This is a genomic window from Delftia sp. 60 (assembly GCF_002754395.1).
GTDB classification, from domain to species: domain Bacteria; phylum Pseudomonadota; class Gammaproteobacteria; order Burkholderiales; family Burkholderiaceae_C; genus Comamonas; species Comamonas acidovorans.
Genome location: NZ_PEFD01000001.1, coordinates 847,567 through 869,159 on the forward strand (window position 1 = coordinate 847,567; position 21,593 = coordinate 869,159).

At 69.2% G+C, this 21,593-nt stretch carries 17 protein-coding genes; 5 read left to right on the plus strand and 12 right to left on the minus strand.

Annotated elements, in window-relative coordinates; genetic code table 11:
* The first annotated feature begins 733 nt into the window (after positions 1–733).
* Positions 734–1,048 carry a hypothetical protein gene (locus tag CLV01_RS03865; RefSeq protein ID WP_099734956.1) on the plus strand — a complete coding sequence of 105 codons (315 nt, stop codon included), beginning with the start codon at positions 734–736 and terminating at the stop codon, positions 1,046–1,048.
* Between the two features lie 48 nt (positions 1,049–1,096).
* Here the strand turns inward: CLV01_RS03865 and CLV01_RS03870 are convergent, their stop codons facing one another.
* Both CLV01_RS03870 and CLV01_RS03875 read right to left on the minus strand, forming a co-directional pair.
* Positions 1,097–2,077, minus strand: coding sequence for a CBASS cGAMP-activated phospholipase (locus CLV01_RS03870; RefSeq protein WP_099734955.1), 981 nt, complete (start codon positions 2,075–2,077; stop codon positions 1,097–1,099).
* Positions 2,077–2,526 (minus strand): hypothetical protein, encoded by a 450-nt coding sequence (locus tag CLV01_RS03875; RefSeq protein WP_099734954.1) that lies wholly within the window; start codon positions 2,524–2,526, stop codon positions 2,077–2,079. Before CLV01_RS03875 ends, CLV01_RS03870 begins: the two co-directional genes overlap by 1 nt.
* Positions 2,527–3,273: 747 nt before the next feature.
* On the opposite strand from CLV01_RS03875, the gene trpE reads away from it, so the two are divergent.
* Positions 3,274–4,773: an anthranilate synthase component I gene (gene trpE, locus CLV01_RS03885; RefSeq protein WP_013804687.1), complete on the plus strand. Its 1,500-nt coding sequence runs from the start codon at positions 3,274–3,276 to the stop codon at positions 4,771–4,773.
* Positions 4,770–5,120: a chorismate mutase gene (locus CLV01_RS03890; RefSeq protein WP_016449526.1), complete on the plus strand. Its 351-nt coding sequence runs from the start codon at positions 4,770–4,772 to the stop codon at positions 5,118–5,120. Before trpE ends, CLV01_RS03890 begins: the two co-directional genes overlap by 4 nt.
* 13 nt (positions 5,121–5,133) lie before the next feature.
* On the opposite strand, the gene CLV01_RS03895 is transcribed toward CLV01_RS03890, so the two are convergent.
* The 10 genes from CLV01_RS03895 to CLV01_RS29040 form a co-directional block, all read right to left on the minus strand.
* A complete protein-coding gene (locus tag CLV01_RS03895; protein WP_099734953.1) occupies positions 5,134–6,381 on the minus strand; it encodes an acetate/propionate family kinase in 1,248 nt (415 codons plus the stop codon).
* Positions 6,378–7,838 carry a bifunctional enoyl-CoA hydratase/phosphate acetyltransferase gene (locus CLV01_RS03900; RefSeq protein ID WP_099734952.1) on the minus strand — a complete coding sequence of 487 codons (1,461 nt, stop codon included), beginning with the start codon at positions 7,836–7,838 and terminating at the stop codon, positions 6,378–6,380. Before CLV01_RS03900 ends, CLV01_RS03895 begins: the two co-directional genes overlap by 4 nt.
* Positions 7,835–10,270 carry a DUF3141 domain-containing protein gene (locus CLV01_RS03905; protein ID WP_099735230.1) on the minus strand — a complete coding sequence of 812 codons (2,436 nt, stop codon included), beginning with the start codon at positions 10,268–10,270 and terminating at the stop codon, positions 7,835–7,837. Before CLV01_RS03905 ends, CLV01_RS03900 begins: the two co-directional genes overlap by 4 nt.
* A gap of 137 nt (positions 10,271–10,407) precedes the next feature.
* Positions 10,408–10,917: a hypothetical protein gene (locus tag CLV01_RS03910; protein ID WP_034389636.1), complete on the minus strand. Its 510-nt coding sequence runs from the start codon at positions 10,915–10,917 to the stop codon at positions 10,408–10,410.
* Between the two features lie 53 nt (positions 10,918–10,970).
* On the minus strand, positions 10,971–12,101 hold the full coding sequence (locus CLV01_RS03915; protein WP_097204274.1) for an ABC transporter permease: 1,131 nt from the start codon (positions 12,099–12,101) through the stop codon (positions 10,971–10,973).
* Between the two features lies 1 nt (position 12,102).
* Positions 12,103–14,859: a ribosome-associated ATPase/putative transporter RbbA gene (rbbA, locus tag CLV01_RS03920; protein WP_063327573.1), complete on the minus strand. Its 2,757-nt coding sequence runs from the start codon at positions 14,857–14,859 to the stop codon at positions 12,103–12,105.
* Entirely contained in the window at positions 14,856–15,947 is a 1,092-nt protein-coding gene (locus CLV01_RS03925) for an HlyD family secretion protein (RefSeq protein ID WP_012202692.1), read from the minus strand. The genes rbbA and CLV01_RS03925 overlap by 4 nt, the downstream gene beginning before the upstream one ends.
* A 17-nt stretch (positions 15,948–15,964) precedes the next feature.
* A complete protein-coding gene (locus CLV01_RS03930; RefSeq protein ID WP_099734951.1) occupies positions 15,965–17,440 on the minus strand; it encodes an efflux transporter outer membrane subunit in 1,476 nt (491 codons plus the stop codon).
* Positions 17,441–17,473: 33 nt separating this feature from the next.
* Positions 17,474–18,241, minus strand: coding sequence for an enoyl-ACP reductase FabI (gene fabI / locus CLV01_RS03935; RefSeq protein ID WP_099734950.1), 768 nt, complete (start codon positions 18,239–18,241; stop codon positions 17,474–17,476).
* 15 nt (positions 18,242–18,256) lie between these two features.
* Positions 18,257–18,421, minus strand: coding sequence for a hypothetical protein (locus CLV01_RS29040; protein WP_155294163.1), 165 nt, complete (start codon positions 18,419–18,421; stop codon positions 18,257–18,259).
* A gap of 382 nt (positions 18,422–18,803) precedes the next feature.
* On the opposite strand from CLV01_RS29040, the gene CLV01_RS03940 reads away from it, so the two are divergent.
* Both CLV01_RS03940 and CLV01_RS03945 read left to right on the plus strand, forming a co-directional pair.
* Positions 18,804–20,300, plus strand: a complete 1,497-nt coding sequence (locus tag CLV01_RS03940) for a hypothetical protein (RefSeq protein ID WP_099734949.1) — start codon at positions 18,804–18,806, stop codon at positions 20,298–20,300.
* A 167-nt stretch (positions 20,301–20,467) separates the two neighbouring features.
* Complete coding sequence (locus CLV01_RS03945) at positions 20,468–21,580, plus strand: hypothetical protein (protein ID WP_099734948.1); 1,113 nt, start codon at positions 20,468–20,470, stop codon at positions 21,578–21,580.
* Positions 21,581–21,593 lie beyond the last annotated feature (13 nt).

Below are 21,593 nucleotides of genomic sequence, written 5' to 3' on the forward strand. Positions count from 1 at the left end.
GCGCCGCTGGTTCTCTTTGCAAGTCCCTGTCGGGGCGTTTCTTTTCGAGGCCGGGTTTCGGCCCGGCGGCCGACCTCCTTTTCTTTGATTCGTCAAAGAAAAGGAGGCAAAAGAAAGACGACCCGAATGTCCGCGACCCCTTCGCTTCGCTGCGGGGCAACCTGCGCCGTGGCGGTTGCGGGGTTCGCCGTGAAACTCACTTCGCGCTGCGCGCTACGTTCAAACAATCACGGCGAGTCAGATGACGAAGCAGTCCTGTCCTTCGGCAGGACTGCAACCCCGCAACCACCACGGCGCAGGCGCTGACATACGGGGAGTTGGCCCGGGCCTTCGCTGTGCTCGGCCTGGGGCTTCGGGGCATTTGCCGTCTTGAAAGCCTCTATCATTGCGGCGGCCCCCTGTTCAGGGGCTGGTGCGTAAGAACACTTGACTGTTGAGCGGTGCGGCCTCGCCGTTAAGGAGGCCTTGTCACGTCTGAATTGTCGGATCGTGGGTGCATGCCCACGTCCCTGCGGTTACGGGCGGGATGGGGCTACCCGCAAGGGCGTCCGCACGGCTCAGCACGTGTTCTTAACATCCCGTCCACCTGTTTGTGCGTAAGAATACAGACGGGTGGTTCCCGTCTCGCTGAGGAGTAAATCATGTACGTCATGTACGGCACTTCTTTTTCTGCCTTCCCCTCCACCCATCAAGCGCCCCACGCTGGCGCGTCTGCCGTGGGAGGGGTTGCGCCATGAGTACCTCTTCCACAACCCTGACCCAGCCCACGCCGCAGCAGTTGAGCCATGCCGTGACCGAGATCGGCCGGCTGACGCTGCAAGGCAGCAGCGAGGTGTATTCGCTGGGCCAGCTGGCGCTGGCCTGGCTGGAGCGGCCTGAGGGCCATCGCAATCTGGAGGTGGTGGCCAATGCGCTGCAGGCCATTTGCGGGGCTGCGCAGCGGATGGAGGAGCTGGTGGAGGACGAGGTGAGCTACGTGCATTGCCTGCAGGAGGATCCGGCGTATCTGCGGCGGATGGCTGCGGCTTCGGCGGCGTTTGAGCGCTGATTCTCTTTGCAAGCCCTGTCGGGCCTTCGCTTCGCTTGGCCTGGCGTTTCAGCCCAGGACGTTCTTCAGCAGCGTCTTTTCCTGGTCCGTGAGGGCGGCGATGCATTCGTCGCCCAGGGCCTGCAGCAGACGGGTGCTGTCGGCGTTGGCGATGTCCAGGCCCAGGCGCTTTTGCTGGGCTGGGGGCTGCGTGAAGTTCAGGCGCAGGTAGCTGCTGGTGCCCAGTTCCTGGCGGGCCGCCTTGACGGCCTGGACCTCCTGGGCGGCCATGACCAGGTCCAGCAGGGGCTTGACCAGGGTCAGCCCGCGCCGGGGCATGGCCACGGGGTCCTGGCCCTGCTGGGGGTTGGCGGTGCCTATGCTGATCATCACGATGTCGGCGGCCGGCCCCCACAGCTGGCGTGCGGCCTGCAGGGCCAGCAGGTCGGGCGCGTTGGCGGCGAGTCCGCCGTCCACGAAGACATGGCCTGCTGCGGTGTGCGCGGGAAAGTAGGTGGGGGCGGCCGATGAGGCCAGCATGGCGTCCATCAGCGTCAGGCCCAGCCGGTCCCTGTCGGGCAGGGCGCCGCTGGCCAGCACGTGCAGCTGCGATGAATTCCAGTTCACGGCGGGCAGCAGCAGCGGCACCTGCAGTTGCCCCAGGGCGGACTGCTCCGCTTGCGGCATGGCCTCCTTGATCGCTGCGCGCAGCGGGGCGCTGTCATAGAGCGCCTTGCCCATGGCCTGGCGCAGGCCGGGCAGCCATTTGGAGGGAAAGATGGCGGGGCCGTGGTCCAGCAGCAGCTGCTTGATGCGCGCGGGCTGGCAGCCGCTCGCCAGGGCGGTGGCGATGATGGCGCCGATGGAGGTGCCGGCGAACAGGTCCACTTTCTCCAGCAGGTCGCCGTTGCCGAATTCGCGGTGGATGCGCTCCAGCACATGGGCGCTGAAGAGGCCGCGATAGCCGCCGCCCGACAGGCTCAGGACGACCCGGAGCCGGCGCAGGTCCTGGCGCACCGCGCTGGACAGGGGCGGTACGTCGAAGTCCATCACAGCGCGTGCACGGCAACGCCCCGGGCGGCGGCCTGCGTCAGGTAGAGGTTGGCGGGCTCGGTGTAGCAGACCTTGAGCAGGTCGGCCGTGGCGATGAGCAGCCGCAGGTCCTGCGCCAGCGGCGCCGTGCCCTGCGGGCCCTGGCTGTCCAGCGGCGCGAAGTTGCGCCATTCGATGAAGCGCTCCAGCACCTTGTTGTCCACGCTGGTCAGCATGGATGCGCCTTCGGCGCGCAGGTTGGCATACAGCGCGTCGAGCAGGGAGAACCATTCGTTGCGGTCACGCAGGTCATGGAATGCCTCGGCCACGGCCGCCTTGGCGATGGCCATGGACAGGTCGCTGACGATGCAGTCCAGAGGCCGGATGGTGGAGAACCACTCCAGGGTCGCGGGCTCCTGGTTCGCCATCCACAGCAGGCAGCGGGGGCCCAGCAGGTAGCGGCTCATGGCGCGCGCCGGGCGGGTACGTCGATATCGCCGCGCGCCCCGGACATCTGCGCAGCGGACAGATCCACGGCCTGGCGCGGCAGCGGCAGCGATCTGCAGATGTCGGCCACCGTGCGGGGGCGCGCTCGTTGGCGGACAGGGCCACCATGTGCTCCTCGCTGACGATCACGTAGCGCTTGCGGCCCTGGGAGATGAGGGCCACCCCGTCGTGGTCGGCCTGTTTGAGCACCGCGCCGTACTGCGCCTTGAAGACCGAGATCGGCATGGGCGTGGTGTTGCGCGGCATGGCCGATCCGACCTGATGGCTCAGGTCCCGCAGGGCGCGGTTCAGCGGGTCGCGTTCGCCCTCGGGCAAGGCAGCGTCGGTGCGGGCGGAGAAATGGGACGGCATGGTCGACCTTTCTGGTCAGGTTGTGCTGCCATTGTTGGTCAGGCTGACCAGGGTGTCAATTGTGGCCATGGCAGGCCCCTGCGGCGCCCCCGCAAGGCGCCGGTCCGCACTTGTACCCAGCCGCGTCTGCGCTACACTTGCCCGCTATGTTCATTCATCGCATGTTCATTGCAGGTTGTGGAGACCGGGGAGCCTGGCCCTGGCGCAAGCCTGTCCAACTGAACAGCTGAAGCACCCGGGGCGCGACCCGGCGTGCACCCGAGGCCCTACGGGCCAATCGAATGAATCGGCGCAATCCATACGCAGCCCGCACCCACACCAGGTCTGCCAGCGCCACGCAATCCGGAGCCTTCCCCGTGATCACCGAACTCGAATTCAAGAGCCTTGCTGCGCAGGGCTACAACCGCATCCCTCTGATGGTCGAGGCGTTTGCGGACCTCGAAACCCCCCTGTCCCTCTACCTCAAGCTGGCCCATGCGGGCGGTGACGGCAAGCACAGCTTTTTGCTGGAGTCCGTGGTGGGCGGCGAGCGCTTCGGGCGCTACAGCTTCATCGGCCTGCCTGCACGCACGCTGCTGCGCGCCAGCGGCTTCGGCGATGCGGCATGCACCGAGGTGGTGACCGATGGCCAGGTGGTGGAGACGGCCAAGGGCAATCCGCTGGATTTCATCGCTGCCTACCAAAAGCGCTTCAAGGTGGCACTGCGTCCGGGGCTGCCGCGTTTTTGCGGCGGGCTGGCCGGCTACTTCGGCTACGACGCCGTGCGCTACATCGAGAAGAAGCTGGAAGATTCCTGCCCGCCCGATACGCTCAACTGCCCCGACATCCTGCTGCTGCAGTGCGAGGAAGTGGCGGTGATCGACAACCTGTCGGGCAAGCTGTACCTGATCGTCTATGCCAACCCCGGCGAGAGCGAGGCCTATACGCGCGCCAAGAAGCGGCTGCGGCAGTTGAAGGATCTGCTGCGCTACTCGGTCAGCGCGCCGCAGATCAAGGCCGGCGAGAGCCACCCGGCCCAGCGCAGCTTTGCCAAGGAAGACTACCTGGCGGCCGTGGAGAAGGCCAAGGAGCTGATCGCCGCGGGCGACTTCATGCAGGTGCAGGTGGGCCAGCGCATCCACAAGCGCTTCACGGCCAGCCCCTTGAGCCTGTACCGCGCGCTGCGATCGCTCAATCCCAGCCCCTACATGTACTACTACCACCTGGGCGATTTCCATGTGGTGGGCGCCAGCCCCGAAATTCTGGTGCGCCAGGAGAACACGGACGAGGGCCAGAAGGTCACCATCCGCCCGCTGGCCGGCACGCGCCCGCGCGGCGCCACGCCCGAGGCCGACAAGGCCACCGAAAAGGAGCTGGTGGCCGACCCCAAGGAACGCGCCGAGCACGTGATGCTGATCGACCTGGCGCGCAACGACATCGGCCGCATCGCCAAGACGGGCAGCGTGAAGGTGACCGAGGCCTTTGCCGTGGAACGCTACAGCCACGTGATGCACATCGTCAGCAACGTGGAGGGCATTCTGCGCGACGGCATGGACAACATGGACGTGTTCAAGGCCACCTTCCCGGCCGGCACGCTGACGGGCGCGCCCAAGGTGCATGCCATGGAGGTCATCGACCAGCTGGAGCCCACCAAGCGCGGCATCTACGGCGGCGCCTGCGGCTACCTGAGCTTTGCGGGCGATATGGACCTGGCCATTGCCATCCGCACGGGCGTGATCAAGGACGGCACGCTCTACGTGCAGGCGGCCGCCGGCGTGGTGGCCGATTCCGTGCCCGAGATGGAATGGAAAGAGACCGAGCACAAGGCGCGCGCACTGATGCGCGCGGCCGAGCTGGTGGAGGAAGGACTGGAATGAGCACGGACCGCGCCAAGCAGGCCATCGACCTGGTGCAGCACTGCACCGACATGCTGGATGTGCGCCGCAATGTGGATGCGCTGGACGATGTGCTGGTGCCGCTGCTGGTCACGCGCATGGGCTACATGCAGCAGGCCGCGCGCATCAAGGCCGATGCGGCCCAGGTGCGCGACGAGGGCCGCATCGAGGCCATCGTGCGCCGCGTGCGCGAGCGCACGGCCGCCGAGGGCGGCCAGCCCGACATGATGGAGGCGGTGTACCGCCACCTCATGGAGGAATGCATTGCCTACGAGCACCGCGAGTTCGCGCGGCTGCGCGAAGGCGGTGCGCAGGACGATCGTTCCTAGGGCCTGTTCACACTCATGCGGGGATCGCGTTGCCCGGCAGCCAGCGCAGCGCATGGCGCGCTGCCACCCATTCCTCGTTCGTGGGCTCCACGCCCACGGTGACGGCGCTGCCGGTGGCCGAGATCACGATCGCATCGCGCGCATTGGCCTCGGCGTCCAGCCGCAGGCCCAGAAAACCCAGGCCCTCGCACACGCGCCGCCGTATCTCGGCGCTGTGCTCGCCCACGCCTGCGGTGAACACCAGCAGGTCCAGGCCGCCCAGCACGGCGACCAGGGCGCCGATCTCGCGCACGATGCGCCGCACGTACAGGGCCAGTGCGTCGCGCGCGCGCTCGGCCTGGGCATCGATGCCTGACTCCAGCGGCAGCAGCACGCGCGGCTCGGACGAGGTGCCCGAGACGCCCAGCAGGCCGGACTCGTGGTACAGGATGCGGCCCACTTCCTGCAGGCTGAGCTTTTCGATTTCCATCAGGTAGATCACGGCGCCGGGGTCCAGCGCGCCGGTGCGCGTGCCCATCATCAGGCCGTCCAGCGCAGAGAAGCCCATGGTCGTGGCCACGCTTTGCAGGCCCTGCATGGCGCACAGGCTGGCGCCGCTGCCCAGGTGGGCCACCAGGGTGCGCCCGCGTGCCAGGTCGCCATGGCGCTCGGGCAGGGCGGTGGCCATGTATTCGTAGGACAGGCCGTGGAAGCCGTAGCGGCGCAGCCCGCGCTCCCAGGCCGCATGCGGCAGGGGCAGCAGTTGCTCGACCTTGGGCAGCGTGTGGTGGAAGGCGGTGTCGAAGCAGGCCACCTGCACCAGTTCAGGCCGCTCGCGCAGCAGGATGTCCATGGCCTCCAGCGCAAAGGGCTGGTGCAGCGGCGCCAGCGGGATGAAGGCCTTGAGGTCGGCCAGCACGCCGGCATCGACGCGCACGGGCTCGAAGTAGCGGCTGCCGCCGTGCACCACGCGGTGGGCGACGGCGGCCACGCGGGCGCCGTCCAGCTGCGCCAGGCGCGCGGTGATGCGCTCGCGGATCAGCTGCAGCGCGGCGCGGTAGGGGTGGGCGGCATCCAGGGCAATGGCAAAGGGCGAAACGCCGCTCTCGCCGAAGTCGGGCGCGGGCCCGCCTATGCCCTGGACCTTGCCGTTCCACAGCGGCTTGCGCGGCAGCGGGCGCTGGGCACCGTCGAAGACGGCGAACTTGATGCTGGACGAGCCGCAGTTGAGCACCACGACCAGTTCGCGGGCGGGGGAGGATGCGGTGTGGGCAGGGATCATGGCGGCGAATTCCGGTAGCGGTGGGCCAGCAGCAGAGCGATGGCACAGGAGGCAATGCGCGAGGCGCGGCTGTCGGCGCGGCTGGTCAGGATCACGGGCACCTTGGCGCCCATGACGATGCCGGCGCTGGCCGCCTCGCCCATGTACATGAGCTGCTTGGCCAGCATGTTGCCGCTTTCCAGGTCGGGCACGACCAGGATGTCGGCCTGGCCTGCCACGGGCGAATCGATGCCCTTGGTGCGCGCAGCGGCCATGGACACGGCGTTGTCGAAGGCCAGCGGCCCGTCGAGCACGCCGCCTTCGATCTGGCCCCGGTCGGCCATCTTGCACAGCGCGGCGGCGTCCAGCGTGGCCGGCATGTGCGGGCTCACGGTCTCCACGGCGGCCAGGATGGCGACCTTGGGCTCGGGCACGCCGATGGCATGGGCCAGGGCGATGGCATTGCGCACGATGTCGGCCTTTTGCTGCAGGTCGGGCGCGAGGTTGATGGCCGCATCGGTGACGATGAAGGGGCGCGGGTAGTGCGGCGTCTGCAGCACGAAGCAGTGGCTGACGCGGCGCTTGGTGCGCAGGCCGGCGGCGGCGGCCACCACCTCGGCCATCAGTTCGTCCGTGTGCAGGCTGCCTTTCATGATGGCCTCGACCTCGCCGCAGGCGGCCAGCTCGGCGCCGCGCGTGGCGGCGGCGTGGCTGTGCGGGACGTCCTCGATGCGCAGGCCGCCCAGGTCCAGCCCGTGCTCGGCTGCCACGGCCTCCAGCCGCGCGCGCGGGGCCACCAGCACGGGGTCGATCAGGCCTTCGCGGCGCGCGTCCAGCGCGGCCGAGAGGCTGGGCTCGTCGCAGGGATGGACCACGGCCACGCGGATGGGCGGCAGGCCGGCCACATGGGCCAGCAGCCGCTGCAGGCCGTCGCGTCCACCGGCTTCCAGGCGGATCTCGGGCAGGCTGGTGCGCTGGCGCTCGATGTGGCGCGCAGGCGCATGCACGGTGGCCTGGCCCTCGATCACGGCGGCGCCATGCTGGTTGGTGCAGGCCACGGCCAGCGTGACCTGGCGCTGCTCGGCCTGCTTGGCCAGCACCTCCACGCGCACGGTCAGCCGGTCGCCTGCGGCCAGCGGCGCCAGAAAGCGCAGCGTCTGGCCGACCAGGGTGGTGCCGGGGCCGGGCAGGCGCGTGCCCAGCACCGAGGCCAGCAGCATGCCGCCCCACATGCCGTGGGCGATCAGGGCCGTGTCGTCATCGTCGGCGCCGGCAACCGTGCCGGCACCGGCACCGGCACCAGCGCCGTCGGCCACGGCCGCGCCCGACAGGGCGGCGAACAGGCGCAGGTCCTGGGTGCTCAGCGTGCGTTCCAGGCTGGCGCTGTCGCCCACGTCCAGTTCGTCAAAGCTGTGGTTGCGCAGCAGGGCCAGGTCTTCGGGCGGCAGGGCCGCATCGGAATCGGGGGAGAGGTTCATCGCTTTTTCCGGGGGCTGGGGTGTGCGCGGCTGGCCTGGGCGCGTGCGGGGCGCTTGGCGGCAGGCGCGGATTCGGGAACAGGTGCGGGCTCGGGTGCCGGTTCAGGAGCTGCAGCAGGAGCGGTCAGAGGCGCTGCCGAAGGTGCCGTCAAAGGTGCGGGTTCAGGCTCGGCCACCGAGGCTGGCGCGATGGCCGGGAGCCGCTCGGTCTGCTCTTTCGCTTGCCTGGACTCGGCGGCCTCCAGCGCCTGCACGAAATGCCCCATGGCCTGCAGCAGGCGCTGGTGCTCGGCATCGCTGAGGTTGCCGCCCTGGTTGGCCAGCTCGTCCACCGTGGTCATGCCCCAGCGGATGTCGGCGGCGGGCGAGGCGGCCAGCAACCGGGGGATGGCGGCCATGGCAGCGTCGGGCTCGCGCTGCATCAGCAGGGCCTGGCGGCGCACGATGCGGCGGAACTGCGCCATGTCGGGCGGCACGCCGCCCAGGTGGTCCTGCAGCAGCCGCCAGGCGTGGCGGAAGTGGCGCTCATCGGCCTCGCCGCGTGCGCGCAGCACGTGGAACAGGGCGCGGATGACGGCCTCGTACAGCCCGCCCTGGGCCACGCTTTCGTGCAGCCGCGCCAGTTCCTGGCGCATGTACTGGCAGTGCTCGGGCGATTCGCCGGGGTGCGGGCGCGGCGGGCCGTCGTCCTGCCGGCTCTGGCCGGCCAGGGCCTGGACCAGGGGCGAGCCATAGATGGCGTGGAACAGCCGTGCCTGCATGGCATCGCGCTGGTCGCGGTAGGTGTCGAGCAGATGCACCACGGCCTGCGACATGGCCTGCTGCGCCTTCAGGAAGGGGTTGTCGGGCTCGACGGGGTGGCGGTCCTCGCGCGCATGCTCGGCGGCCTGGGCCACGACGGGTGCCAGCGGGTGCGAGTCCGACCAGCATTCATAGCCCACGCGCAGCGGGTGCATGGCCTGCAGCCAGCGCGCAGACAGCGGCGTGGACAGTGCCTGCACCCAGGGCTGCACGGTGTTGCGGTACAGGGCCAGGTTGATTTCGGAGACGCGCGCGGCAGCGGCAAAGTGGCGCTCGCTTTCGGGGTCGGGCCGGACGATGGCGCGCACCTCGGCCAGGTCGCTGCGGCGGATCTTCATCAGGTAGGCGTCGTCGGTCAGATCCTGTGCCGGCACACCGGCCGGGCGGTCGGCGATCTCGGCGCGGTAGATGCCGGCGGGCAGCAGGTCGATGATGTCGATGTGCGCCGCGAACTCGCGGTGCTCCTTGCGGCCCACGGCGCCCGAGACAAAGATGCCCAGGTGGCCGATGCTGTCATGCGTGGCGAAGACGATGGTCTGGTCGTGGGCGGCAATGTCCTCGTCGTCGCGGTACAGGTCGGTGATCCAGCCCAGGGCCTGGCCTGGTGGCGTGATGTTGTCGCCATGCGAGCAGAACACCACGATGGGCGAGCGGATGTTGCGCAGATCGATGCGCACGCCGTCCGAGGTCGTCAGCTCGGCCGTGGCCAGCCGGTTGCCGATGAACAGGTTGTCCACGATGTACTGCATCTCGCGGCCTTCCAGGAAGACATAGCCGCCCCAGTACTTCTCGAAGCCCAGGTAGCGCGGCCCCTCGGTGTCCACGTCGGCATAGACCTGGTACTGCTTTTCCCACAGCGTGTTGGCCGGGTTGAGGTTCTCGAAGTTCTGCACCAGCCATGCGCCGTCGAAGCGGCCCGCGCCCAGGTCGCTGGTCAGCGCCGTCATCCAGCTGCCGCCCATGAGGCCGCCGCCGTAGCGCATGGGGTTGTCGCCGGCCCAGTACGACAGCGGCGCACCGGCCACGATGATGGGGCCGAACAGCTCGGGCCAGACGGCGGCCGTCATGAGGATCTGCCAGCCGGCCTGGCAGTTGCCGATGACGGCGGGCTTGCCCCGGCTCTCGGGGTGCAGCTCGGCGACCTTGCGCACGAATTGGGCCTCGGCGCGCATCACGTCCTCGACGGTCTGGCCGGGCACGGGGTCGGGCAGGAAGCCCACGAAGTAGCAGGGATGGCCGGCCTTGAGCGCGGCGCCGATCTCGCTGTCGGGCTTGAAGCCGCCGATGCCGGGACCGTGTCCCGCGCGCGGATCGACGACGATGAAGGGGCGCTTGGCCGGGTCGATGACCGTGCCCTCCATGGGCGCGATGCGTGCCAGGCCGTAGTTGACGGGGCGGGGCAGGTCCAGGCCCGACATCACGATCTCGGCCCGGAAGCTCAGCACATTGGGCACTTCCTCGGCCAGATGCTCGCGGTACTGGTTGCCGCGCTGGCGCCGGATGTCGGCATACAGCAGCGAGCGCTGCCAGGCATCGGTGGCGTACTGCGCGGCTGCCTGCGACAGCTTCATCGGATCGCCCCACATCCCTCCCACGTCCACGGTGCCGTGGCTCTGCAGGTTCTCGTTCATCTGGCCCACTCCTTTACCGGCATGTCATGCCCTGCTCTTAGATTGCGTGTGATTGCTTGTGGCTGGGTGCGGATGGCCGCCCCGCGCCCAAGCGGCCCCGAACCTGCGGGACCGCGTGGCGGCTTCCTTGGGGCTCGTCAGCCCTGGGCTGTGGTGTCGCGGGCCGTTTCGGCGGCGGCTGCCGCAATGGGCTGCTGCGCCGCATGGGCGGGCTGGGCCACGGACTGCACGGCCGAGGTCCAGCGGGCGAGCAGGTCGCTCCACGGCACGGCGGTGTCGGCTGCGCCCTGGGTGCTGTTGCCCAGCGTGGCTGCCACCTGTTGCTGCCAGTCGTGCACGGCCTGCTGCACGCCCTGGGCCAGGGTCATCTGGCTGGCCATGGCGGTCTGGGCCAGGGCCTGGGCATGGCCCATGCGCAGATGGGCATGGCGCCAGAAGGCCTGGGCGGGCAGGGTGGCCAGCTCCTGCCAGCTGCTGGTCTGCTGCACGCCCTCGATCTCGCTGCCGGTCTCGGCGATGCGCTCGGGGCCGTTGCGTGCGGCATGCTCCAGCCACTGTTGGCCACTTTCCTGCAGCAGCCGGCTCAGGTGCAGCTGCAGTTCAAGCTGTGCCTTGAGCAGATGGAGGGGAATGGTCTGTGCGCTCATATGAAACTCCTTGCTGGTTGAGATGGAAAGATGCCTTGGCGGCGGGAACGAAATCAGGCCATCTGGCTGATGGTCTTGCGAAAACGGGTGAGCGTGAGGGCGAACAGCACGGAGCCGATCGCGGCCAGCGCGAGGAAGGGCTTCCAGACCACGTCCAGCCCCGCTCCGCGGTAGAGGATGGCCTGCGACAGTTCGACAAAGTGGGTGGTCGGCGCGGCCAGCATGATGTTCTGCACCAGCCCGGGCATGCTTTCGCGCGGCGTCATGGCGCCCGACAGCAGCTGCAGCGGCAGCAGCACGAGCACCAGCAGCATGCCGAACTGTGGCATGTTGCGCGCCAGCGTGGCAAGGAAGATCCCCAGCGACGTTGTGGCGAACAGGCACAGCGCGGCCCCCGCCAGGAACAGCGGCAGCGAGCCTTCGATGGGAACGCCCAGGGCGCCGCGCACCACGAGGTTGAGCGAGGCAAAGGCGGTGACCAGCACGACCAGTCCCATGGACCATATCTTGGCCAGCATGATCTCGGTCGGTGTCACCGGCATGACCAGCAGGTGCTCCACCGTGCCGTGCTCGCGCTCGCGGATCAGGGCCGCGCCCGTGAGGATGATGGACAGCATGGTCACGTTGTTGATGATCTGCATCAGCCCGCCGAACCAGACCTTGTCCAGCGCGGGATTGAAGCGCGCGCGCACCACCAGGTCCACGGGCAGGGCGGTGGCGCCCCGAAAGCGCCGCACGAACTCGCTGACCTCGGCCGTGACGATCTGCTGCACATAGCTGTTGCCCGTGAAGGCCTGGCTCATGCGCGTGGCGTCCACGTTCAGCTGCAGCTCGGGGGCGCGGCCCGCCAGCACGTCGCGCTGGAAGTTGGGCGGGATGTTGAGCACGAAGGTGTAGGTGCCCGAGTCCATGCCCGGGTCCATCTGCGTGCGATCGATCATGGCCGGCGGCGCGAACTGCGGCGGATAGAAGGCGCCCGCGATGCGCTGCGACAGCGGCGAGCCGTCCTCGTCCACGATGGCGATGGGCGCGTTGTGCAGGCTCTCGGGCATGGCCGTGGCCGCCGTGTAGATGGAGACCGTGAACACATAGGCGATGAGCACCAGCAGCACGGGGTCGCGCCACAGGCTCCACAGCTCCTTGACGCCCAGCCGGTAGATGTTGGAGAAAAGGCGGGTGCGCATGTCAGCTCTCCTGCTTTCTGGTCAGTGCAATGGCCAGGCCCAGGATCACCGGCACGGACAGCAGCAGCGGCCCGAACGAGCCGGCCAGTTCCCGAAATCCCAGCGCCTTGCTGAACACGCCGCGGCTGATGGCGATCATGTGGCTGGCCGGATAGACCTCGCCGATGATGCGGCCCGCCCCCTCCAGCGAGGACACGGGATCGACCAGGCCCGCGAACTGCGTGGTGGGGATCAGCGTGCCGATCAGCACCAGGAACATCGAGGCGATCTGGCTGCGCGTCAGCGTGGAGGCCAGCAGGCCGAAGCCCGTGGAGGCGCCGCTGAAGATCAGCGCCGCCAGGGCCAGCGTGGCAAAGCTGCCCGTCACGGGAACGCCGAACAGGGTGACGGCCATCAGGCACATCAGCAGGAAGTTCAGCATGGCCAGCACCACATAGGGCAGTTGCTTGCCCAGCAGGAATTCGGTGCGCGTGACCGGCGTGACGTAGAGGTTGGTGATGGAGCCGCTTTCCTTCTCGCGCACCACGGCCAGCGCCGTCAGCATGGCCGGCAAAAGCAGCAGCAGCAGGGGCATGACGGCCGGCACCATGGCCGGCAGGCTGCGCACGTCGGGGTTGTAGCGAAAGCGCGTCTGGATGTCGATCAGGCCGGCCGGCGTCACACCCAGGCGCTCGCGCGCCTGCTCGGTCAGCCAGTGCTGGTGGATGCCCTGCAGGTAGCCGCGCACGGTCTCGGCGCGCGTGGGCATGGCGCCGTCGAACCAGGCACCCACCTGCACGGAGCCGCCGCGCAGCACATCGCGCGCAAAGCCCGGCGGGATCTCGATGGCCAGGGTCAGCTCGCCGCTGCGCATGCGGCGGTCCAGTGCGTCGTAGTCGGTCAGCGGCGGCTGCTCGATGAAGTAGCGCGAGCCCGACAGGCTCATCGCATAGCTGCGGCTGATGGTGGTCTGGTCGCGGTCCAGCACGGCAAAGCGCAGGTCCTCCACGTCCAGGCTGATGCCGTAGCCCATCACGAACATCAGGATCAGCGAGCCCACCAGGGCCAGCGTGGCGCGCACCGGGTCGCGCTGCAGCTCCAGCGCTTCGCGCCAGACATAGCTGAGCATGCGCTGGGCGCTGAAATGGCGGCGGCGCGCGGTGTGCGTTTCCACGGCAGCGGGGGCGGCCGGTGCAGCCTGCTGTTCCTCGGCCGGGGCTTCGCCGCCACCGGCCTCGACCAGGTAGCCGATGAAGGCTTCCTCCAGCGTGGCCGCGCCGCGCTTGGCCACCAGGCGCGCGGGGGTGTCGCTGTCCAGCACCTTGCCCGCATGCATCATGGACATGCGGTCGCAGCGCTCGGCCTCGTTCATGAAGTGGGTGGAGATGAAGATGGTCACGCGGTCGCGCCGCGACAGCTCCACCAGCAGGCGCCAGAAGCCGTCGCGCGCCACGGGGTCCACGCCCGAGGTGGGCTCGTCCAGGATGAGCAGCTCGGGCTTGTGCACCATGGCCACGGCCAGCGACAGGCGCTGGCGCATGCCCAGCGGCAGGGCGGCCGGCAGGCTGTGCTGCGCGGCCTGCAGGTCGAAGCGCTGCAGCATCTCGGCCACGCGCGCGGGAATGTCCGCCTCGGGCACGCCGAACAGGCGCGCATGCAGCACCAGGTTCTGGTGCACGGTCAGCTCGCCGTACAGCGAGAACGCCTGGGTCATGTAGCCCACGCGGCGGCGCGTGTCGATGTCGCGCGGGTCCACGGGCTGGCCGAACAGCCAGGCCTGGCCCTCGCTGGCCGGCAGCAGGCCGGTCAGCATCTTCATGGTGGTGCTCTTGCCGCAGCCGTTGGAGCCCAGGAAGCCGAAGATCTCGCCACGGCGGATGCGGAAGGACACATGGTCCACGGCGACGAAGTCGCCAAAGCGCATGGTCAGGTCCCTGGCCTCGATGGCGATGTCGTCCTCGCCGCCCTCGGGCAGGGGCGCAATGGTCACGGGCGCATGGCCGCGCTTTTTCTCTTCGGGCAGCAGGGCGATGAAGGCCTCTTCCAGCGAGCGGCTGTCCGTGCGCTGCAGCAGCTCGGCCGGCGTGCCCGTGGCCAGCACGCGGCCCTCGTCCATGGCCACCAGCCAGTCGAAGCGCTGGGCCTCGTCCATGTAGGCCGTGGCCACCAGCACGCTCATGCCGGGGCGCTGGCGGCGGATGCGCGCGATCAGGTCCCAGAACTGGGCGCGCGCCAGCGGGTCCACGCCCGTGGTGGGCTCGTCCAGGATCAGCAGGTCGGGGTCGTGGATCAGCGCGCAGCACAGGCCCAGCTTCTGCTTCATGCCGCCCGACAGCTTGCCGGCCGGCCGCTCCAGGAATTTGCGCAGGCCCGTGGCCTGGGTGAGATCGTCGATGCGCCGGCGCCGCTCGGCCGCGTCATGGCCGAACAGGCGCGCGAAGAACTGCAGGTTCTCCTCCACCGACAGCGTGGGATAGAGGTTGCGCCCCAGGCCCTGCGGCATGTAGGCCACGCGCGGGCAGACGGCCTCGCGATGCCGGCGCTGGGCCATGTCGCCGCCCAGCACCTCGACGCTGCCTTCCTGGATCTTGCGCGCCCCGGAGATCAGCGCCATGAGGCTGGACTTGCCCACGCCGTCCGGCCCGATCAGGCCGACCATGCGGCCTTCGGGAATGTCCAGGTCGATGCCCGCCAGCGCCTCGACCTGGCCATAGCGCTGGTGCACGCCCTTCAGGCGCACGACCCAGCCGCTGGCATGGGGCGTCGTGCTCTCGCTCATTGCGCGGGCTGGGCTGGCAGCTTGATGGCCAGGTTGGCGGGCCACTCATGGCTGGCATCGGTGCGCAGCCAGGCCATGCCGGGCACGCCGGTCTTGACCTGTTCCAGATGGCGGCGCAGCAGCTCCGGCGGGATCTGGGCGCGCACGCGGAACATCAGCTTCTGGCGCTCGCTGGCGGTCTCCACGGTCTTGGGCGTGAACTGGGCCTGGCTGGCGACGAAGGAGACGCGGGCCGGGATCACGTACTCGGGCGCGGCGTCCAGCACCAGGCGCACCTCGCTGCCCAGGGCGATGCGGCCGGCGGCGGTCTCGGGCACGAAGAAGGTCATGTAGACATCGGACAGGTCCAGCAGGTTGAGCACGCGCCCGCCTGCGCCCAGCACCTCGCCGGGCTGGGCCACGCGCAGCTGTACGCGGCCGTCGCGCGGGGCCTTGAGCACGCCGTCGTCAATGTCGGCCTGCACGCGCGCCACCGTGGCAGTGGCGGCCTGCACCTGGGAGCGCACGCCCACCACCTGGGCCTCGGCCGCCTTCACGGCGGCCTGGGCGGCGGCGGCCTGGGCACGCGTGGCGGCCAGCGCCGCCTCGCTGCCGCGCACGCGGGCGCGGTCGTCATCGAGCTCCTGCACCGAAGAGGCACCCTCGCGCGCCAGCGTTTCCGAGCGCTTGAAGCGGCGCTGCGCGGCGTCCACCTCGGTCTCGCGCTGCACGATCAGGGCCTGGGCGGCGGCCAGGTCGCTGCGGCGCAGGGTGACCTGGGCCTCGGCCGCGGCCACGCTGTGCTCGGCCTGCTGGCGCATGGCGTCGGCTTCCTGGCGCTGGGCGCGCAGGGTGTCGATCTGCATGCGCGCCACGGGCTGGCCGGCCTGCACGAAGTCGCCCTCGCGCACCAGGATTTCCTCCACGCGGCCGGGCAGCTTGGTGGAGATGTCGATCTCGGTGGCCTCGACCCGGCCGTTGCTGCCGACGAAGCCCTCGCCCGGGCCCTTGGGCGTGAAGGTCTTCCAGGCCCACCAGGCCACGAGGGCCAGGACCGCCACGGCGGCGATCGGCACGATCTTGTTCTTCAGAGAGGTGTTCTTGTCCATGGGCGGGTCCGGAGGCTTCAGGAATTCGGGGGATCGGCAGGCGTGGCCGGCAGGGTGGCGGGCAGCGCGGCAGGTTCGGCGCCGCTGCCGCCGCCCAGGGCGGCATACAGGCCCACCTGGCTGGACAGCAGGGCGCGCCGCGCCTGCACCAGTTGCTGGCGTGCGGCCAGCAGGTCGCGCTGGGCGTCCAGCACCTCCAGGTAGGCGGCCGAGCCGTTGTCGTAGCGCAGCTGCGCCAGCCGCGCGCGCTCGGCCTGGGCCTGCACGGCGGTGCGCTGCACGGTGATCTGTTCGGACAGCCAGCGGCGCGCGGCCAGGCCATCGGCCACCTCGCGGAAGGCGGTCTGGATGGCTTTCTCGTACTGGGCCACGGCGATGTCGCTGCGGATCTCGCCCAGCTCCAGGTTGGCGCGGCGCCGGCCACCGTCGAAGATGGGCAGGGACACCGTGGGCACGAAGGCCCAGGCGCGGCTGCCGCCGTCGAACAGGCCGTCGAGTTCGGCGCTGGCCGTGCCCCAGCGGGCGGTGAGCGCAATGCGCGGGAAGAAGGCGGCGCGCGCCGCGCCGATCTGTGCCCGGGCCGCGCGCAGCTGGTGCTCGGCCGCGGCAATGTCGGGCCGCGCCGTGAGCAGTTCCGAGGGCAGGCCCGGCCGCAGCTCGGCCAGCACCAGGGCGTCGTCAAAGGGTGCGGCGGCGGGTAGCGGGCCCGGGTGGGCGCCGACCAGCTGGGCCAGTGCATGCAGCTGCTGCGCGCGTGCCAGCTCCAGCTGGGCCAGCAGGGCCTGCGCCTGGGTCAGCAGGGTCTGGACCTGGGCCAGCTGCAGGCGCGAGCTGGCGCCCACGGCCTCGCGGCGCGTGAAGATGCGAAAGGATTCCTGGCGCGTGGCCAGCGTCTCGCGCGCAATGGCCACGCGCTCGTCCAGCTCGCGCAGGCCCAGGTAGCCGTCGGCCACCTGGGCGATCAGCGCGGTCTGCACGGCGTGGCGGCCCGCATCGCTGGCCAGCCAGGTCTGCAGGGCCGCGTCCTTGAGGCTGCGCACGCGGCCCCACAGGTCCAGCTCCCAGCTGCTGAAGCCGACCTCGGCGCGGTACTCGCCGCTGACCACGGAGCGGCCCGAGAGGTTGAGGTCGCCAGGCACGCGCGCCCGTGCGGCCTGGCCGCCCACGCCAATGGCCGGGAACAGCTCGGAGCGCTGGATCTGGAAGGCCGCGCGCGCCTCTTCGGCGCGCAGCGCGGCCACGCGCAGGTCGCGGTTGTGCTCCAGCGCGGTGGCGATCAGCTGGCGCAGCACGGGGTCGGTGAAGTAGTCGCGCCAGGGCAGGCCGGCGGCGGCGACACCCTGGGCGCCCGCCTGCAGATGGGCAGGCCAGGCCTCGGGCGTGGGCAGGGGCGGCGGCTCGTGCGGCGGCGCCAGGGAGGCACATCCCGCCAGGGCGGCGGCCAGTGCGGCTGCCAGCGCGGCGGCGGCGGTTCGGGGGAATGGGAGGGTCATCTGCAGTGCTGCGGGGTGCCGGTGCGGCAGCCGCTAGTTGAGGATGTGGTGGCCGCCATCGACATACAGCGTGCAGCCCGTGATGGCGCGCGCCCCGTCCGAGGCCAGGAAGGCGCACAGCGGCCCCACGTCGTCGGGCTGCAATTCGCCGGCAATGGGCGAGCGGCGCACGCTGTCGGCCACGAGTTCATCGAACGCGGCAATGCCCGAGGCCGCGCGCGTGGCGATGGGCCCGGGCGAGACGGCATTGACGCGGATGCGCGAGGGGCCGAGCTCGGCCGCCAGGTAGCGCGTGGTGGACTCCAGCGCGGCCTTGACCGGGCCCATGATTCCGTAGTGCGGCATGACCTCGCTGGCGCCCAGGTAGCTCAGCGTCATGAGGCTGCCGCCGCTGGCGGCCATCAGCGGCTCGGCCAGGTGCGCCATGCGGATGAAGGAGTGGCAGGAGATGTCCATGGCCAGCGCAAAGCCCTCGCGCGAGCTGTCCACCACACGGCCCTGCAGGTCCTTGCGCGGGGCGTAGGCCACGGCGTGCAGCACGAAGTCCAGCCGGCCCCAGCGCACGGCGGCGGCATCGAACAGTGCGCGCATCTGCTCGTCGTTGCCCACGTCCAGCGGCATGCGCAGCTCGGCACCGATCTCGTCGAGCAGGGGCTCCACATGCACACGGGCCTTGTCGTTCTGCCAGGTCGCGCCGATCTCGGCGCCCGCCGCATGCATGGCCCGGGCACAGGCCCAGGCAATGCTGTCGCGGTTGGCGATGCCGACGATCAGGCCTTTTTTGCCAGCCAATAGCGTCATCTCGAATGCTCCAGATCAGAAGGTCTGCCGGGAAACAGGCCGCCTTGGGGCGGCTTCGTCAGGAATCACGGGGCATGGCGCGGCATTGCCGACATATGCGCCACGGCGAATGTTTGTATTTCCTGTGACTACGAAGCTTTTGATAGCTTGTTTTGATGCATGCAAATCAAAGGTTTGCATGCCAATATCGTCTCCTGGTCTTTTTCATTCTATCTATGTTGCACTGCAGCGACCGATTTTGGCGATGCCGTTTCGTTATATCGATGCAGTTCACTCCATAGGCTTGACTCAGGTCAAAGAGGGCGGCCTCACTGAGAGGATGTCGCTTGCCGCCGGCCGCTGCGTCCAGTAGAGCAATGGCGTCTTTTTTGCGCCAACAGCCGAACATTCCCTGTATTGGCCGGATTTCAATGAATACAAGGTTTTCACACCATATTGGTGCACGGGGGGTAAAGAAAATCGGAAATCTGCCGATGGTCCATGAACAGAGAAAATCCCCTGCCTGCAAAGGCCTGGGCCGCCACATTCAGTCAGGACAAGACCGAAGGAAGACGATCAATCCATGACCAGCATTTCATCCACCGGCGCCAGCTTTGCCGCCAGCGCAGCGGGCATGCGGCCCACGGTGTCCGTGAGGTCGTCAGCGACCACGGCAGCTGCTGCACCCACCGACCCGGGCACGCAGGTCACGCTGGGCCAGTCCACAGGGTCCAGCGTCATCTATGCCAAGCCGCAGCCAGTGGAACTGGGGCAGTTCAGGCTGACCCGGGCCTGGGCCTCGCAAGACCGGGACGACATCAGCACCCTGATGGCGCGCAACCTGGGCCTGGGCCCGTCGGCCAGCCTGGCCGACCGCTGGCGCGGCCTGGGAGGCGCCCTGCTGTCGCGCTTTGCGGCCACGCCGTCGGACTACCAGCAGACGGTGGCGGAGTACCAGGCGCCCACGGCGGCCGACTCCGTCGCAGGCAGCGCGGATGCGCAGGCCCTGGACAAGTCCGCACTGAGCGATGTGTCCGTGGGCGCTGCCACCGTGAGCCTGAAGATCCGCACGCAATCGGGCCAGACCGTGGAGCTGCGGATTGCCACGAACGACGGCAGCGAAGCGGGCAGCAGCAGCGGGCTGCGGGTCGAGGTCAAGAGTTCCGGCACCTTGAGCAAGGCCGAGAGCGCGGCCATTGCCCAGCTGGCCGACGGGCTGGACGAAGCGCTGGAAGGCCTGGGAAAGCCGGGCAAGCCCCAGCTGGAACTGGGCAAGCTGATGGACTTCGACCGCAGCGTGCTGTCCGGCCTGGACCTGGACATCAAGAACCCCAAGCCTTCGCAGCCCCTGTCCTCGTTCAGCCTGCATGTGGGCGCCGATGGCCGATCGGTGGCGATGAAGGGCGCGGCGGGCGAGCTGGCCGTCAACCTGGAGTCCGATGCCCCCGTGGGCGCCAGCGCTTCGCAGCGCCAGGCGGCGCTGGACCAGCATCTGAAGCGCTTTGATGCCGCCGCGCAGCGTGGCCGTGCGGATGCGGCGCTGGTGGACATGTTCAAGAGTGCCTTCAGTCAGCTGCACAACGCGCAGGCGCCGGCCGCGCCGGGCGCCATCGCCGCACTCTCCGGGCTGGAGCGTTCCGTGCAGTCCCTGCAAAGCGGCCTGGCCGATTTCCAGGCCAGCTTCAGCGGTGACTTCGAGAACACCAACGAATTCGGCGCCGTGACCGAAATCGGCCGCGCCGAGTACCAGGTGGGCCAGAAGACCACCCGGCAGTCCCGCGGCAGGGAGGGCGAGTCGATCGCCCAGGTGGTGACCGAGTCCCTGAACGCCGAGTCCAAAAAGGCGCGCAACCGCAGCATGCTGGATTTGCAGTCGGGCAACTATGACCTGACCAAGGTGCAGGACAGCCGCACCATCACCACGCTGATCGAGACAGCCGGCAAGCAGGTCACCGGCACGCTGCGCAAGACGCAAGAGCGCCAGATGCAGACGTGGGACCAGCTGGTGGAGCACCGCACCCAGCAGCACCGCGAAACGCCCGGTGAGCGCAGCTTCACTGAGCAACTCGCGCTGAGGTAGTCGCGCTGAGATAGTCGCGTTGAGTTAGTCGCGGCGCGGGCCGGGCCGCGTGTCGTCGTTGTGTCACAAAACTTCCGTATAAGAAGTTTTTTTGAACAAGACATGACAACGGCCCGCGCGTTCATGACCGAATTTCATCTTGCCGTCATCCAGGGCGGAGCCTCTCAATGAACGCGCGCCGTGCTTTGGCGGCGGGGCTGGCGGCGCTGCTGCTGGCGGCCGTGGGCGGCGGCGTCTGGTACTCGCGCACGGCCCTGGTGCAGGACCGCCAGGCGCAGCTGACGCAGCAGCAGTCCGTGACGGCACGCGGCCTGATCGGCTCCGAGAAGGAAGCCTTCTTCCAGGACGAGCGCGTGCGCGACGTGCTGGCGCGCCACGGCGTGACGGTGACGGTGCAAAAGGCCGGCTCGCGCAGCATTGCCAACAGCTACGACCCCAAGCAGTACGACTTCGGCTTTCCCTCGGGGGCGCCGGCTGCGGCCCAGCTCAAGGCGGCGGCCAGGGCCGGCACGGTCTATACGCCGTTCTACACGCCCATCGTGTTCGCCAGCTGGCGGCCCATTGCCGAGATCCTGATCGCCAACGGCGTTGCGCAAAAGCAGGGCGACTTCTTTTACGTGACCGATCTTCCCGCCCTGCTGGCCACGGCCGGCAAGGGCACGCGCTGGCGTGACCTGAAGGCCTCCGGCGCCTTTGCCACCGGCAAGGCCGTGCTGCCCGCCAGCACCGATGTGCGCAGCTCCAACAGCGCGGCCATGTACCTGGCGCTGGCCAGCTATGTGCTCAACGGCCAGCAGGTGGTGCAAAGCCCGGCCGACCTGGAGCGCGTGATGCCGCAGGTGGCGCCGCTGTTCCTGCGCCAGGGCTTCCAGGAAAGCTCGTCGGCCGGCCCCTTCGAGGACTACCTGGCCCTGGGCATGGGCAAGGCGCCGCTGCTGGTGGCTTATGAATCGCAGCTGGTGGAGTTCCTGCTGCGCCACCCGCAGCGCAGGAGCGGCGAGATGGTGATGCTCTACCCGCAGCCCACGCTGTATTCCAAGCATGTGCTCGTGCCCTACACGCCTGCGGGCGATCGCGTGGGCCAGCTGCTCGAATCCGATCCGCAGCTGCGCGCATTGGCGCAGGAATACGGCTTTCGCACCGGCGGCGACACGCACGGGCCCGAGCGTTGGGCCGGGCAGGGCGTGCAGGCGCCCGCGCAGCTGGTGGAGGTGATCGATCCGCCCAGCCAGGAGTGGCTGGAGCGAATGATCGTGGACATGGAGCAGCGCTTCAAATGACCGAACGTTCCAG

Excerpts from the sequence above, each read along its gene's own strand:
- CLV01_RS03910 (WP_034389636.1), bottom strand. The coding sequence starts at position 10,917 with ATGAGCGCACAGACCATTCCCCTCCATCTGCTCAAGGCACAGCTTGAA.
- CLV01_RS29040 (WP_155294163.1), bottom strand. The coding sequence starts at position 18,421 with ATGCAAACCTTTGATTTGCATGCATCAAAACAAGCTATCAAAAGCTTC.
- CLV01_RS03875 (WP_099734954.1), bottom strand. The coding sequence starts at position 2,526 with ATGAGCCGCTACCTGCTGGGCCCCCGCTGCCTGCTGTGGATGGCGAAC.
- CLV01_RS03870 (WP_099734955.1), bottom strand. The coding sequence starts at position 2,077 with ATGGACTTCGACGTACCGCCCCTGTCCAGCGCGGTGCGCCAGGACCTG.
- CLV01_RS03940 (WP_099734949.1), top strand. The coding sequence starts at position 18,804 with ATGACCAGCATTTCATCCACCGGCGCCAGCTTTGCCGCCAGCGCAGCG.
- CLV01_RS03905 (WP_099735230.1), bottom strand. The coding sequence starts at position 10,270 with ATGAACGAGAACCTGCAGAGCCACGGCACCGTGGACGTGGGAGGGATG.
- CLV01_RS03915 (WP_097204274.1), bottom strand. The coding sequence starts at position 12,101 with ATGCGCACCCGCCTTTTCTCCAACATCTACCGGCTGGGCGTCAAGGAG.
- fabI (WP_099734950.1), bottom strand. The coding sequence starts at position 18,241 with ATGACGCTATTGGCTGGCAAAAAAGGCCTGATCGTCGGCATCGCCAAC.
- CLV01_RS03930 (WP_099734951.1), bottom strand. The coding sequence starts at position 17,440 with ATGACCCTCCCATTCCCCCGAACCGCCGCCGCCGCGCTGGCAGCCGCA.
- CLV01_RS03945 (WP_099734948.1), top strand. The coding sequence starts at position 20,468 with ATGAACGCGCGCCGTGCTTTGGCGGCGGGGCTGGCGGCGCTGCTGCTG.
- CLV01_RS03900 (WP_099734952.1), bottom strand. The coding sequence starts at position 7,838 with ATGAACCTCTCCCCCGATTCCGATGCGGCCCTGCCGCCCGAAGACCTG.
- CLV01_RS03895 (WP_099734953.1), bottom strand. The coding sequence starts at position 6,381 with ATGATCCCTGCCCACACCGCATCCTCCCCCGCCCGCGAACTGGTCGTG.
- rbbA (WP_063327573.1), bottom strand. The coding sequence starts at position 14,859 with ATGAGCGAGAGCACGACGCCCCATGCCAGCGGCTGGGTCGTGCGCCTG.
- CLV01_RS03865 (WP_099734956.1), top strand. The coding sequence starts at position 734 with ATGAGTACCTCTTCCACAACCCTGACCCAGCCCACGCCGCAGCAGTTG.
- CLV01_RS03925 (WP_012202692.1), bottom strand. The coding sequence starts at position 15,947 with ATGGACAAGAACACCTCTCTGAAGAACAAGATCGTGCCGATCGCCGCC.
- CLV01_RS03890 (WP_016449526.1), top strand. The coding sequence starts at position 4,770 with ATGAGCACGGACCGCGCCAAGCAGGCCATCGACCTGGTGCAGCACTGC.